The organism is Caballeronia hypogeia (assembly GCF_001544875.2).
In the GTDB taxonomy this organism is placed as follows: Bacteria; Pseudomonadota; Gammaproteobacteria; order Burkholderiales; family Burkholderiaceae; genus Caballeronia; species Caballeronia hypogeia.
In genome coordinates, this window is record NZ_FCOA02000038.1 from 1 (window position 1) to 13,357 (window position 13,357).

At 64.3% G+C, this 13,357-nt stretch carries 19 protein-coding genes; 9 read left to right on the forward strand and 10 right to left on the reverse strand.

Annotated features, from left to right (window positions below):
* Positions 1-9: 9 nt before the first annotated feature.
* The 6 genes from AWB79_RS40250 (at position 10) to AWB79_RS33280 (ending at position 3,805) form a co-directional block, all read left to right on the forward strand.
* On the forward strand, positions 10-267 hold the full coding sequence (locus AWB79_RS40250; protein ID WP_232471098.1) for a PAAR domain-containing protein: 258 nt from the start codon (positions 10-12) through the stop codon (positions 265-267).
* Positions 268-459: 192 nt separating this feature from the next.
* Positions 460-792, forward strand: coding sequence for a cupin domain-containing protein (locus tag AWB79_RS33260; protein WP_061171756.1), 333 nt, complete (start codon positions 460-462; stop codon positions 790-792).
* Positions 793-930: 138 nt separating this feature from the next.
* Entirely contained in the window at positions 931-1,701 is a 771-nt protein-coding gene (locus AWB79_RS33265; protein WP_061171706.1) for an NAD(P)-binding domain-containing protein, read from the forward strand.
* Between the two features lie 229 nt (positions 1,702-1,930).
* Complete coding sequence (locus AWB79_RS33270; RefSeq protein WP_061171707.1) at positions 1,931-2,971, forward strand: zinc-dependent alcohol dehydrogenase family protein; 1,041 nt, start codon at positions 1,931-1,933, stop codon at positions 2,969-2,971.
* 33 nt (positions 2,972-3,004) lie between these two features.
* The gene (locus AWB79_RS33275) at positions 3,005-3,445 is read left to right on the forward strand and encodes a universal stress protein (RefSeq protein ID WP_061171708.1); all 441 of its coding nucleotides are present in this window, start codon (positions 3,005-3,007) and stop codon (positions 3,443-3,445) included.
* Between the two features lie 60 nt (positions 3,446-3,505).
* Positions 3,506-3,805 carry a Rossmann-fold NAD(P)-binding domain-containing protein gene (locus tag AWB79_RS33280; RefSeq protein ID WP_061171709.1) on the forward strand — a complete coding sequence of 100 codons (300 nt, stop codon included), beginning with the start codon at positions 3,506-3,508 and terminating at the stop codon, positions 3,803-3,805.
* Positions 3,806-3,838: 33 nt separating this feature from the next.
* Here AWB79_RS33280 and fnr read toward each other — a convergent pair whose 3' ends face one another.
* The 4 genes from fnr to AWB79_RS33300 all read right to left on the reverse strand — a co-directional run bounded on the left by fnr (position 3,839) and on the right by AWB79_RS33300 (position 7,382).
* Complete coding sequence (fnr, locus tag AWB79_RS33285) at positions 3,839-4,627, reverse strand: fumarate/nitrate reduction transcriptional regulator Fnr (protein WP_061171710.1); 789 nt, start codon at positions 4,625-4,627, stop codon at positions 3,839-3,841.
* 191 nt (positions 4,628-4,818) lie between these two features.
* Positions 4,819-5,472, reverse strand: a complete 654-nt coding sequence (locus AWB79_RS33290; RefSeq protein ID WP_061171711.1) for a response regulator — start codon at positions 5,470-5,472, stop codon at positions 4,819-4,821.
* Positions 5,469-6,806, reverse strand: a complete 1,338-nt coding sequence (locus tag AWB79_RS33295) for a PAS domain-containing sensor histidine kinase (protein WP_082862546.1) — start codon at positions 6,804-6,806, stop codon at positions 5,469-5,471. Before AWB79_RS33295 ends, AWB79_RS33290 begins: the two co-directional genes overlap by 4 nt.
* Before the next feature lie 78 nt (positions 6,807-6,884).
* Positions 6,885-7,382: a universal stress protein gene (locus AWB79_RS33300; protein ID WP_061171712.1), complete on the reverse strand. Its 498-nt coding sequence runs from the start codon at positions 7,380-7,382 to the stop codon at positions 6,885-6,887.
* A 236-nt stretch (positions 7,383-7,618) separates the two neighbouring features.
* Between AWB79_RS33300 and AWB79_RS33305 the strand changes: the two genes are divergently transcribed.
* Positions 7,619-7,858, forward strand: coding sequence for a hypothetical protein (locus AWB79_RS33305; protein WP_061171713.1), 240 nt, complete (start codon positions 7,619-7,621; stop codon positions 7,856-7,858).
* Between the two features lie 31 nt (positions 7,859-7,889).
* Here the strand turns inward: AWB79_RS33305 and AWB79_RS33310 are convergent, their stop codons facing one another.
* Complete coding sequence (locus AWB79_RS33310; RefSeq protein ID WP_061171714.1) at positions 7,890-8,999, reverse strand: PAS domain-containing sensor histidine kinase; 1,110 nt, start codon at positions 8,997-8,999, stop codon at positions 7,890-7,892.
* Positions 9,000-9,290: 291 nt separating this feature from the next.
* Between AWB79_RS33310 and AWB79_RS33315 the strand changes: the two genes are divergently transcribed.
* On the forward strand, positions 9,291-9,989 hold the full coding sequence (locus AWB79_RS33315) for a CBS domain-containing protein (RefSeq protein ID WP_061171758.1): 699 nt from the start codon (positions 9,291-9,293) through the stop codon (positions 9,987-9,989).
* Between the two features lie 25 nt (positions 9,990-10,014).
* On the opposite strand, the gene AWB79_RS33320 is transcribed toward AWB79_RS33315, so the two are convergent.
* From AWB79_RS33320 to AWB79_RS33325, 4 genes are all read right to left on the reverse strand, one after another.
* A complete protein-coding gene (locus AWB79_RS33320; RefSeq protein WP_061171759.1) occupies positions 10,015-10,608 on the reverse strand; it encodes a hemerythrin domain-containing protein in 594 nt (197 codons plus the stop codon).
* 226 nt (positions 10,609-10,834) lie between these two features.
* The gene (locus tag AWB79_RS39830) at positions 10,835-11,080 is read right to left on the reverse strand and encodes a hypothetical protein (protein WP_157695901.1); all 246 of its coding nucleotides are present in this window, start codon (positions 11,078-11,080) and stop codon (positions 10,835-10,837) included.
* A gap of 21 nt (positions 11,081-11,101) precedes the next feature.
* Entirely contained in the window at positions 11,102-11,308 is a 207-nt protein-coding gene (locus AWB79_RS38630) for a hypothetical protein (RefSeq protein ID WP_074169467.1), read from the reverse strand.
* Between the two features lie 12 nt (positions 11,309-11,320).
* Positions 11,321-12,283, reverse strand: a complete 963-nt coding sequence (locus AWB79_RS33325; RefSeq protein WP_374728582.1) for a Vgb family protein — start codon at positions 12,281-12,283, stop codon at positions 11,321-11,323.
* Positions 12,284-12,688: 405 nt separating this feature from the next.
* On the opposite strand from AWB79_RS33325, the gene AWB79_RS33330 reads away from it, so the two are divergent.
* Positions 12,689-12,949, forward strand: coding sequence for an SDR family oxidoreductase (locus AWB79_RS33330; RefSeq protein ID WP_061171715.1), 261 nt, complete (start codon positions 12,689-12,691; stop codon positions 12,947-12,949).
* Positions 12,950-12,990: 41 nt separating this feature from the next.
* Here the strand turns inward: AWB79_RS33330 and AWB79_RS33335 are convergent, their stop codons facing one another.
* Positions 12,991-13,251 (reverse strand): hypothetical protein, encoded by a 261-nt coding sequence (locus AWB79_RS33335; protein WP_157695902.1) that lies wholly within the window; start codon positions 13,249-13,251, stop codon positions 12,991-12,993.
* Positions 13,252-13,357: the final 106 nt, after the last annotated feature.

Here is a 13,357-nt window from a genome sequence, read left to right on the forward strand (position 1 = left end):
CCCGAGTCGATCCAACTGAACGACTACAACCATCGGCAGGCCGATGTGAAGCTGCTGGTGGACGCGAATGCGGCGCCGGCGGACAAGACCACTGATGGTGTCGATAACTCCTGGGGCGAGCATTACGAGACCTGCCTGAAGCACCCCGAGATCAAGCCCAATCTCATCATCGATGGCGACGAGGAGATGCTTGACGAAGGCGTGCCCATCGCTCGCCATGGCTATCGCGCCATGTGCGGCTGCCATCTTATTTCCGGCCTTCTCTGATTCGCGCGATGGCCGTCACGTTGTCTCCCGAGGGGTCAACCGAAGACTGTCCTGAGCCACCGAGTGTGATCGTGTGGCTGGTCTTGCAGGATTTGCCTGAGGAAAGCGTGTCGCCGGGCACGCGAAGACCTCATGACCGCATCGATGTCGCACTATCATCGACATCATCTGGGCGCGCACGGAGATCGAGCCATGCAACTTCAAACGGGTAACCTGTTCAGCGTCAATGAGAAGCGCGGTGACGACGAGCGCATCGACATGCTCGTCACGGGGCAGCGCGTGAACGTGGAGCGGATCGTGTCGATGGGACACGCGAGTCCCGAGGGCTTCTGGTATGACGACTCGCGCGCCGAATGGGTCGTGCTGCTGTCGGGCGCGGCCGGACTCGAATTCGAGGACGAACCGGAGCTTCATGACATGCGTCCCGGCGACTACGTGCTGATCGAGCCGCATTGCCGGCATCGCGTCGCATGGACACATGCCGACGAGCCGACGGTATGGCTCGCGATCTATCACGAGCGTTGAAACACGCGGCTTTCTCGACCGGCCATTTGCATGTCCGGATTCTCGCGCAACTAACCGTCCATTCCGCGCACATCGACAAAAGCTGCGCCATCAACCCGCCTTCATGCCACTCGACATACCACAGGAGACGATAAAGCGATGATCAAGCTCGGCGTGCTAGGCGTAGGCGATCTGACCGAAAAGATGATGCGCGGCCTGCACCGCGCCGGAAGCGGCGTTCGCGTGCTGCTATCGCCCAGAAACCAGGAAAGGGCCGAACGCCTTGCACGCGAATGCGGGTTCGAGATATTGCCGACGAACCAGGCCGTGGCCGACGCAGCGGATGTGGTGCTCATCGGCGTGCGTCCCGCACAACTCGATGAACTCGCGCGGCAAGTCACGCTGAAGTCCGGACAGGCGCTCATTTCAGTCGTGGCCGGCGTGCCGGTCAGCGAGATCGAGCGGCTGTTCGGCGCGCGGCCGTGCAGCCGTGCGATGCTCTCCGCCGCATCCGAAATCAATCGCTCGACGGTCGCGGTGTTTCCGCCCGAATCCATGGCCGCGCAGTTGCTCGCAGCGCTGGGCAATCTGGTGCGGCTCACGACCGAGCGCGAATTCGAACTCGCGATGGTCGCCGCCTGCGCGAACGGCTGGTTCTACTTTCTGATCGATGAATTGCAGCGCTGGTTCGTGCAAAAGGGCATGTCGGAAGAAAGCGCGAGGACCCTGACGTTGAGCAGTATCGAAGACTGCGTCGCGTATGCGCGGCACAAGTCCGCGTCGGATGCCGGCGACATCGGTGCGTCGATCGCGTCGCCGGGAACCTACACGGCGCTGGGCCTCGCCGTGCTGAACCGGCATGGCGCGATCGCGGCGTGGAGCGCGGCGAGCGACGCGGTGTTCGAAGCCTTGATGCCGCAAGGCGAGTAACGGCCTTTCCCTGCTGGTGCGACATGAGCACCGGCACGGTCATCGACGAGAGGAAGGTTCGCGTCGCGCCGCCGGGCACGAGTTCCTGCCAGACCGGTTGATGCAGGTCAATCGTCCGACCCGTCGCCGCGTAAGTCGTTTCGATTGACTCAGATCAACCGGCGCACGCGGCTCAGGCATACATTGGCTGCGTCGGACCGGCGTCAGGCCCATGCCAGGGAGCTCGGAGATGAAGGCGCTCGTTTATCACGGACCGTGGAACAAGTCGCTCGACGAGCGTCCCGCTCCGAAGCTCGTCGACGCGGGCGACGCGATCGTGCGGGTGACGCGCACCACCATCTGTGGCACCGACCTGCATATCCTCAAAGGCGACGTGCCGAGCTGCGAGCCCGGCCGCGTGCTCGGTCATGAAGGCGTGGGCGTGGTCGAGCAGGCCGGCGCGGCGGTCGCGGCGTTCAAACCGGGCGATCACGTGCTGATCTCGTGCATTTCCTCCTGCGGCAAATGCGAGGCCTGCCGGCGCGGCATGTATTCGCATTGCGCGACGGGCGGCTGGATACTCGGCAACAGGATCGACGGCACGCAGGCCGAGTACGTGCGCATTCCGCACGCGGACACGAGTCTTTATCGCGTGCCCGCGGGCGTCGAGGAAGAGGCGCTGGTGATGCTCTCCGACATTCTCCCCACCGGTTTCGAATGCGGCGTGCTCAACGGCCGGGTGCAACCCGGCAGCACGGTCGCCATAGTCGGCGCGGGGCCGATCGGTCTCGCGGCCTTGCTTACCGCGCAGTTCTATTCGCCGGCGCAGATCATCATGATCGATCGCGACGAGCACCGGCTCGAGGTGGCGCGCAGCTTCGGCGCGAGCGCATGCATCGATATCGCGCGCACGGAGCCCGTCGCCGAGGTGCTGCGCCTGACGGACGGCGCGGGCGTGGATTGCGCGATGGAAGCCGTCGGCGTGCCTTTGACCTTCGAGCTGTGCGAGTCGATCATCGCGGCGGGCGGCACGATCGCGAATATCGGCGTGCATGGCGTGAAGGCCGATCTGCACCTGGAAACGCTGTGGGACCGGAACATCACGATCACCACGCGTCTCGTCGATACGGTCAGCACGCCGATGCTGCTCAAGACGGTACGCGCGGGCCGCCTCGATCCGAAGCGGCTGATCACGCACCGGTTCACGCTGGACCACGTGCTCGACGCCTACGAAACCTTCGGCAATGCGGCGGATTCGCACGCGCTCAAGGTCGTCATCGAGGTCGCGTAGTTCGCTCGCGCAAATATCCTGAACGGAGCCGTCATGTACCGGAATATCGTGGTCGCTCTCGATGGGAGCGAGTCGTCGGAGCGCGTGCTGAACGAAGCGATCAGTGTCGGCAAGTGCGCGAACGCGCGAGTGTGCGCCGTGTTCGTCGCGGACGTGGCGGCGCTTTCGTCGTTTCCCGCGCGTTATCGTGCGGAGGTGTTCGGCGACGCGCGCAGCATGCTCGACGAAGCTCAGGAGCGTCTGCGTTCTTCTGGCCTGGAATGCGAAACCCGGCTGCTCGAAACGCGCAACATCACGGACACGGTCGCGCGCTGCCTCCAGCGCTGCGTCACGGCGATACCCGCCGATCTCGTGGTGATGGGCACTCACGGCCGTGGCGGTGTGCGCCGGCTCGTGCTGGGCAGCGTCGCCGAGGCGTTTCTGCGTCGATCGACGTGTCCGGTACATCTGATCCGTTCGCTTCAGGAGGCGTGAAGCACACTCCATGAACGTCTGGCACGCGCGGCGACTTCTGGCGGCAAGGAGATCACGGCCATGGGCCTCGGAATGCAGATCGCCTATCAGGGCTTCACCGGCACCGACGATGTCGAGCGCGAAGCCGGTGTCGAGCTCGTGCGGCTGGAACGCGTCGCGGTGGACATCGTCAACTGTCATCTGACGATCGAATCGTACCGGGACCCGTCGGGCGCGCGCCTTTACGATGCCCGGCTCGATCTGGTCACGCGCGCGTTCGATCTGATTCCAATCGAAAGGGGCTCGAACCCGGATGTGAGCACGGCCATTCATCAGGCGTTCGACAATGCGATGCGCCTGCTCGCGATCAAAGGTGGATAACGCCGGTGTGAGAACCGCGGCGTTACCCGGCGCTCATACGCTTTCCAGTTCTGCGTGATCGAGTATCCGTATTTCCTTGCCGTGCGCGTCGACCACGCCGGCCTTCTGCAGCTTGGAGAACATGCGGCTGACGGTTTCCAGCTTGAGGCCCAGATAGCTGCCGATCTCCTCGCGTGTCATGCGCAGCACGAACTGCGCGGGCGAATAGCCGCGTGCTTTCATGCGCGTGGAAATGTTGAGCAGGAATGCCGCGACGCGTTGCTCCGCCGACATGGTGCCGAGCAGCATCATCAGATTCGATTCGCGCACGATCTCGCTGCTCATCAGTCGATGCACATGATGTTGAATCGTCTTCACTTCGCGGCAGAGCAGTTCGAGCAGATCGAACGGAATGACGCAGACGACGCTGTCCTCCAGCGCGATCGCGTCGCAACCGTGATGGTCCGTGCTCACGCCGTCGAGGCCGAGCGTGTCGCCGGCGAGATGGAACCCCGTGACCTGCTCGTTGCCGTCGCGATGCGTGAGGACCGTCTTGAAGCATCCGCTGCGCACGGCGTAGATGCTCTGGAAAGCATCGCCGCACCGGTAGAGCGTCTCGCCGCGCCGCACGGTACGGGTCGAACCGATGAGCGCATCGAGCCGCTCGTATTCGTCCGGCGACAGGCCGCCCGGCATGCAGATGCGCTGCATCGAACAGGTCGAGCAGCGCACGCCGCGGTGCGGGTTCACCGGCCGGGAAGCATCCGCAATCTGAAAAGTCCGGCGCGGCGCGGGCGCTTCGCGCGGCGGGCCGATGGCGGTGTCAACGCTCGCGGGGAACATGTCGCGTCTCCAGTCGATGTTGAATTCACGCGCATGAAGCGAGGTATCGCGAGCACGCGGCGGATGAATCCACGCGTCGAATTATTGTCCTCGCGGTTTCGAAAGGAAATCGGCGGGCATGGAAACTGATGTAGGGATTTCGGCGGGCGTGTAGGGAAAGCCTGACAGGCCAGAGGTGAAAGCCGCAGCGATCAGACGTCGTCGCTCTCGTCGTCGAAGAGCTCGTGTTTGACCGCGTAGCGCACCAGCGCGGCTTCGTGCGGCATCTGCATCTTCTCCAGAACGCGCGCCTTGTAGGTGCTGACGGTTTTCGCGCTCACGCACAGCGACTCGGCGATCTGGTTGATGGATTCGCCCGCGCAAAGGCGGCGGAAGACGTCGAACTCGCGGTCCGAGAGCCGCTGATGCGGCAGCGTGTCGGCGGGCTCCGTGAGACTCTGTGCGAAGCGTTCGGCCATTGCAAGGCTCACGTATGCGCCGCCCGACGCGACCTTCGTCACGGCCGCAACGAGTTCCGCGCTGGCGCTTTCCTTAGTCAGATAGCCCGACGCGCCCGCCTTGAACGCGCGCGCGGCGTATTGCTGTTCCGCGTGCATGGTCAGCACAAGTATGCGCAATGCGGGCAGCTCTTCCTTGATCTGCCTGAGCAGTTCGAGCCCGCTGCGGCCGGGCATCGACAGATCGAGCACGAGCACATGAGCCTGAGTCGAGCGCACGAGCGCGAGGGTGCTCGGTGCATCGCTCGCCTCGCCGGCCACTTCGAAGCCGCTCGCGCTGGCGAGAATGTGGCGCAGCCCGTCGCGCACGAGTGCGTGGTCGTCCGCAATCAGCACTTTCGTCGTCATGGTTGCGATTCCTTTTCGCGGACGGTTTCGCGCGGCAGGATCACGGTCAGCACAAAGCCGTTCTCCGGCATCGAGTCGATGAAGACGCGTCCGCCCAGCGCGTTGACGCGTTCGCGCACGCCGATCAGGCCAAACGATTTTCCGTGCGCCGCCGGCAACGCCGACGCGCCGATGCCATTGTCGCCCACGCGCAGCACGCAGTTCTCGTCGGTGACGCGCAGCGACAGCTCGGCATGACTGGCATGCGCGTGCCGCGCGATATTGACGAGCGCTTCCTCGATGATACGGAAAACCGCCGTCGCCGCCTCGGCGTTGAACGCGAGATCGCCGGTATCGACATCGTGATTCACGTCGATGCCGTGGCGTTGCGTGAAGTCGCCGATGAGCCAGTCGATGGCGGCCGGCAAGCCCAGATCGTCGAGCATGACCGGCCGCTGACGGGCCGCGATGCGCCTGAGCGAAGCAATGTTTCGGTCGATGAGGCCGAGCATGCGCGCGAGTTGAGCGGCGACGCCTTCGTCGAGCGCGGCGCGCGCGGCGAGACGGGTTTCGAGTGCGGAAACGTCCATCTTGAGCGCGCTCAGCGTCTGCCCGAGATCGTCGTGCAATTCGCGTGCGATGCGGCTTTTCTCCACTTCGCGTATCTGCTGGAGATTGGCGGAGAGCGCGCGCAGATCCTCGCGCGACTGCCTCAAATCGGCTTCGGCCTTCACGCGGTCCGTCACGTCGCGCAGGACCACGGTGAAGAGCTTGGAGTCGTCGTCTCCCGTTTGCGATATCGACGCCTCGATGGGAAACTCGCAACCATCCGCGCGCAGCCCGTACAGCACGCGCGCCGGTCCCATCTGACGGTCCGACACGCCGGTCATGCCGAAATCCCTGACCTGAAGCTCATGCGCGCCGCGATAGCGCTCGGGAATGAAGCGCGACAGCGGCGTGCCCGTCGCATCGCTCGCGGGGCAACGGAAAACGCGTTCCGCCATCGGATTGAACATGACGATGCGCTGCGCCGCATCGATTGTGATGATGGCTTCCGTCGTGGACCGGATGATGCCGTCCAGTTGCTTCTGGCTCAGAACGGTCCGGTCGATCGATTTCCTGGCGGCGCGGCGCATACCGACGAGCAGGGCGCATGTCGCCGCGGCCGCCGCCAGCCACCCCGCCCAGAGCACGCCCGGCGCGCAGAGGGGAAACACGTATCGGACTCCGGCCCATGCCAGGCCGAGAACCGCCGCCGCCGTCAGCGCCGCTTGCGCGATCGCCCGGCGTGGCACGGCGCGCAGTCCGGAGCGATCGTTCGTGTGCGCGAGATTCCGGCCTTCGTGTTCGCTCATGTCGGCTTTCACAGGGAACGGATCGTCACGGACGCCGCGCCCGCGCGCCTGTGCCGTCGCGCGAGGCGAGCGGGGCGCTCAGACGACCGCTTGCGTGCTCTCCACGTCGAGCTTCGCGCGCGCTTCCGCTTCGCGTCCCGGCACGAGCAGGACGGGGCAGCGCGCGCGCCGCATGAAGTGCTCGGCGACGCTGCCCAGCACGAGACGCCGCCAGCCGCGTTTCCCGTGCGTGCCCATGACGACGAGATCGGCGCCGAAATCTTCCGCGCAAAGCTCGATCCGCTCGGCGACATCGTCGCCTGCCATCTCGACTTCGCTGATGCGCGGCTTGCCTTTCACGCCTTCGCGCGCCATGCGCTCGGCGGCCTCCGCCGTGAGACGCCGCCCCTCCTCAATGAGCGCGCTGCGCAAGTCCGGATAGAAGGCCGCGCCGGCGTCGAACGCGACCGGATGCAAATCGACGATGTAGAGCGGCTGAAGCATTGCGCCGTTCGCTCGCGCGAGCTTCACGGCTTCGTCGAACGCGTGGGCGGAAGTGACGCTGCCGTCGATCGGCGCGAGGATTCGGCTGTACATGGCGGCCTCGTCGATGCAATGAATATCGAAAGCAACACGGAGATGTTCTCGTAGCTCGACTCTACCGATGGCGCTCCGTACGGGCTTGACTCAAGTCAAGTGAATCCATGGCGGCGCGCACGGCCCGAATCATTGACCTGCCTCAAGGGCGTGCGCGGCGCCGCACGTAAAGTCGACGATGCCGGAAGGGGGGCGATGAACGGCCGCTTGCCGGTCCGATCAGAGGAGCCGCGCATATGCCGATCAAGGGACAAGTCGACAACGAGGAATGGAGCGTTACCTGCACGACCGAACTCACGGCGCAAGGGATCGTATGTTCGATCGGCGTCGAGCAGCGCAGTGTGGAAGGCGGGCGCTTCATGCACCGGTTCAGGCACGTCGGCACATTCGACAACGAACGCGAAGCCGTGCTCGCGGGCCTCAAGGAAGGCATGACGTGGATTCGTCTGCGCGCCGCGAAAACGATCAATTTGTAGATCGATTCCGCACGCGTCGCAAACGCCCACTCTAGCGCGGAGCGCTTTCGACGATTCCGGCGAGCGGAATCACGACGTCGATCCGAAAGCCATCGCCCGGCGCGCTCCTGAAAGAGACGATGCCGCCCAGTTGCCGCACGCGTTCGCCCATGCCGAGCAGGCCGAATGCGTCGGCGGCGCGCGGCGAGTCGAGTAGCGCGCCGCGCCCGTCGTCCTCGATCGACAGAGCGAAGCGGAGTTCATCGCAGACGATGCCGATGCGCACCTCGCTCGCATTCGCATGCCGCACGCTGTTCGTCAGCGCTTCCTGCACGATGCGAAAGATCGACGTGCTCGCCGAGATCTGGAAGTCGGCTTCCTGACCTTCGATGTCCAGATGAATGACGAGCCCGAAGCGGCGGCGCACGTCGTTGGCGAGCCACTCGATGGCGGCGAACAGACCGAGTTCGTCGAGCACGGGCGGACGCAGGCCGGCCGCGATCCTCCTGATCGACGCGATGATCGCATCGATCTGCGCCTGAAGCGGCGGCTTCTGCCGCGCCAGGGCGTCGCTGTCGGGGGCGAGCCTCGCGAGCTGCATCTTGAGCGCGGCGAGCTGCTGGCCGAGATCGTCGTGCAGCTCCCGCGCAATGGACGCGCGCTCGTTCTCGAGCGCCGCCTGCACGTGCGCGGACAGTTCGCGCGCATGCTGCAGCTCCGTGAGCCTCAGACGGTCCGTCATGTCGCGCGTGACCTTGGCGTAGCCGACCAGCCGGCCTTGCTTGTCGCGCAGCGCCGTGATCACGACATTGGCCCAGAAACGCGTCGCGTCGCGGCGAATGCGCCAGCCTTCGTCCTCGACGCGGCCGGTGCGCGCGGCCGTATCGAGTTCCTGCTGAGGCTTGCCGCTCGCGATGTCTTCGAGCGGATAAAACACGGAGAAGTGCCTGCCGACGATCTCATGTGCGTCATAACCCTTGATTCTGCGGGCGCCGTTGTTCCAGGTCGCGACATTGCCGTTCGGGTCCAGCAGGAAGATGGCGTAATCCTGTACGCTCTCGACGAGCAGGCGGAAGTGCGCGTCCGTCTGCAGGCTTTCGGCCAATGCGGTTGGCGCCGGCGCGCCGTTGGACTCGGTGGGGAAGCTGCTCGAATCGCGCATCTGGGATCACTCCGGTGGTGCGAAAACGAGGTTTCGGTACGCGGGCCGATGCCATGGCCACTCACATGACATCGGCGTGGGGATCTTCACGAGCACGTATCAGTTTAGACGCCGAAAAATGCGCGGTCAGGTTCACCGAGGAAAAAGTCGCGCCCATTGCGACATCGAGCGGCAGGCGCCGCGCCTACCGGCGATCGCGGGCGCTTGATGCACGTCAACGCGTCGCGCCGTGGCCGCCGTAACGTGGCTCATGCGCGGCAGCGCCCTGCCATGAAACTACCGGAGCCCATGATGCAAGCACGCGATGTAATGACCTCCACCGTCGTATCCGTCACGCCTGAAACGAGCGTGCACGAACTGGCCCGGCTGCTGGTGCAGCACCGCATCAGCGCCGCCCCCGTAGTCGATGAAGACCAGCGCGTCATCGGCATGATCAGCGAGGGCGATCTGCTCCATCGCGAGGAGATCGACACCGAGAAGGACCCGGCGCGCCGTTCGTGGTGGCTCGACATGCTGGGCACGGATCGCGGCGCGGGCGACTATATCCGCTCGCATGCGCGCACGGTCGGCGAGATCATGAGCCGCGCGCCGGTCTGCGTGCACGAGGGCACGTCGCTCGCCGAGATCGCATCCATACTCGAGAGCCGTCACATCAAGCGCGTGCCGGTGCTGCGCGATGGCCGGCTGGTCGGAATCGTGAGCCGGTCCAATCTCGTGCAGGCGCTCGCGCTGACGGACACGCCCGCGCTGGCGGCGGTCCGGCCGGAGGGCGACGCCGAAATCCGCGCCATGCTGATGGGCGAACTGGCGGGACGCGGCTGGGCGTTTCCGGGCCGCGACATCGTCGTGCGCGGTGGCGTGGTGCACCTGTGGGGCACAGTCTGGTCGAGCGATCAGACGGACGCCATGCGCGTCGCGGCGGAGGGCATTCCGGGCGTGAAGGGCGTGGAGGACCACACGATTCCCTATCCGGTCATTCCGGGCCTCTGAGCATGCCGGTGCATGACGCCTTCGCTTACAGCGTCGCGTCATGCACTTCCGGCGCTGCATTGACGATCAGCCGATACAGGCTTTCGAAACTTTCGCCTTCGGAGCTCGCCGCGCCGAAAGGATCGAGGTGATCCGAACATGCGGCATCCATCTGCGCCCAGTCGCTTTCGGAAAGCAGGCGCCCGGCGACGGGCAGGATCACGGTCTCTTCCACCCGCCTGTGATTCGCACAGAAGCCGACGTACTGATCCATCAGCGTGCGCAGGCCCGGCAACGCAGCTTCGCCCTTCAACTCGAAGCGCGTGAGCGACTGCTCGAGATTGCGCAGACGCGCGTCGCCTTCCATGTGCTCGCCATGCAGTTGATCGAGCACGTCGTCTAAGTGGTCGGTACGGCGACGCAGCGCGGCGAACAGGTAGCGATCTTCCAGCGGATGATGAAACTGTTCGGGATATTCGCGGATGTAGTAGAGCATCGCGCGCAGCACGATGGGACCGGGCGCGGGGCCGCCAACGCCCAGCGCGCGGACGAAGCCTTGCATTGTCGTCGTGACGGCGGCGAGACGCTGATGATCCAGCCCGATAATGCGTATTGCGACGTGTTCTGTCGTGGCGTTCATGGCAGCACCCGAAGTGAGCGATTCGTTCGACGGTTCGAAATCCGGCGGACGTGAAACCGATGCGTTCAGCACGAGCCGATTCTTTCACCGGCAGCGGTCGGCCGGTTGATCTGGATCAGCGGGCGTGGCCGTCGTGGCGCGGGCGCGATGCGCGGCCCCCGACGCGCGCAATACCGCGAGGCCAGCGCGAGTTCAGCCCTGCCAAGGAAGTCGTAAACCCGCGCTGTTACGATTTCGCCTCTTCCATCACCAAGAAAATGATCTGATGAAAAAGGCTGTTATCGCCGTATTTGCCGCTGGCATGGCATTTCTTTCCATCGCTCCGGCTTTGGCTAACCCGCATCATCATGAGCCGGTCTGCCACAAGGTCCACGTGCATCATCATTGGGAACGTCATTGCAAGTAAGTGGGTTCCGTTGCTGAAAGCCGGATGCCGAAAGCCCCGTCCTTGCTGTCGACGGGGTTTTTTCATGGCCTCGGCGGAAGCAAAAGCCTAGCGTCGGCCGCTACGGCCCCAGACGTATCGAACCCACCGCTGCCATCGGCCTTTCGGCGCGGGCGAGTTGTGCGCGGCCTGTGACTCGCGGTCTCGCTGAACCGACTTCTGCACCTGTTCGTGGATCTGCCGCAAGCTCATGCCGCCCGGGCCCTTGAGCTTGTCGGGATCGACGGAGGGATCGTGATCGGGCTCGTCTGTCATTGGAGTCGTCTCTCACTTGCTGTGCGTGTCCGCCGCGCCCGAGCGGTAGCGCAGCAGATGATCCGTGCCGGATTCGGACAGCCAGACTTCTCCCGGGCGGCCCATCATCTGACGCACGTTCGCATGTTGCCGCGGCAGCGCGAAAGTATCGAATCGTTCAGTTCGCGGGTCGAAACGCACCAGCGCATTGGCGCTCCATTCGCTGAGCCAGACGATGTCCTTGTCATCGACGAATATCGCGTACACATGCGGATTCGAGCCCGGCAGCAGCCATTCGCGCCATTGATGCGTCGCCGGGTCGAACATGCCGACCTTGCCCGCGTTCCACTCGCTGATCCAGACGCGTCCCTTCGAGTCAGACCATACGCGGCGTGCTCCCTGATCGCGTGTCGGCGGGTCGATGACCTGAGCCTTGCCGCTCGCCGGATCAATGCGGCCGAGGTAGCTGCCAGCCAGCGAAGCAAAGTACACGCTGCCGTCCGGGGTCACGCAGATGCCGTAGGCGCCGGGCCCGCGCGGCGCATCGAATACGCGCATGTTGCCGGTTGCCGGGACCAGTTCGCCGTAGATTCCGCTCTGTCCGGTAAACCAGAGATGACCTCGTTTGTCGACGACGGCCGTGTTCAGGTTGGCGTTCTGCCGGTCGCGGGGCAACGGAAAGCGCGTGACGGCGAGCGACGCGGGATCGATTCGCACGATCGCATTCAGGCCGCCATCGGTGACCCATGCCGCGTGATCCGGACCGACGATCACGCCGTGCGGCGCCGATCCGCTGCCGAGCGGCACGCGCTCGATCTTGCCGCTTTGCGGGTCCAGCCGCCCAACCGCGCCTTGCGCCTGCGCGGTGTACCAGACGCGTCCGTCCGGCGCGGGCGCCACGTCGTGGGGCGCGCTGCCGGAGGGCACGGCGAACGAATCGAACGGCGGAGACTCGGCGTGCGCCGCGCTCGTTGCGATAACGGCGCCGAGCAGAATCCGCGCGAGATACCGGGAGACGCCAAACGCGCGAATTCCGTCCGCCGTCGCTGCGACCACTGCATGTGCGATGTGATTCACGTCCGGCTCCGTGATCGGGATTGACTTGCGCCCGGTTGGCTGCCGATTGCGAGCGCGTGACCTGGATCAATATTCTGATCCATTTCGACTTTCGACGTTTCCACCGATACATATCTCGCTTTTGAACGCGATAGATTCTTTCGCGCCGCCCTTTTTCCCACGCGATGTGTGGCACGTGCCATGCGTGCAAATCTGGGGCAGACTGACCCCTGCGAACCTGTTGCGAGACGCTCCCTGAATTGCGCGCGCCTGATGCAGGGAACCGGACTGTGAAAAGCGACAACGGATGCGGCTGACTTCCGTAGTCGGAGACGGGAGGGCGAAATGATTGTCGAAGATGAAGTTCAGAAACTGCGCCAGGCTGACACAGACATCGAGATGGCAAACCGGCGCATCGAACGCCAAAAAGAGCTGATCCTGGAGCTCAAAAGGGACGGTCACGACGTCCGGCTGGCAGTAGAGTTACTCGTGACCATGCAAGGAACGCTTGGAGCCCTGGTCGAGCACAGGAGAGTGTTGCTGGAGAATGTCGAACGTACGATTGGAGCGCGGAGCAATAAGGAAGGCAGACCCGATCGGAAGTGAACGTCGGCCGCGAAGGTCAGCGAGTGTCAACTGCCGCGATCCTACGAATCGCGAACAGAATAGCGCCGCTGCTCGCGCTGACCCTCCCTTACCTCTTGCGACACAAGTTTGCGAAGCTGCTGCAACGCAAAGAGACTATTGGCCAGGTTCGACAGCAACTGCTCGGAGTCCTCGACGTTCTGGCCGCGCGTTTTCATTTGCGCGACGCGCTCCGTCTGCTCGGTGATATGCCGTTCGCATTCGCTGATACGCAGATCCAGAACGGCAAGCTCCTCTATCGGCTCTGCCATGGCGTCATCCACCGAAGAAAACCATAAACAACTCAAGCAAGATGCGCTCCGCCCCTGATCGGGGACATTCTTTTCGTCTCACAGTCCTTCCGCCCGGCCGAAACCGCGACCCCTCGCG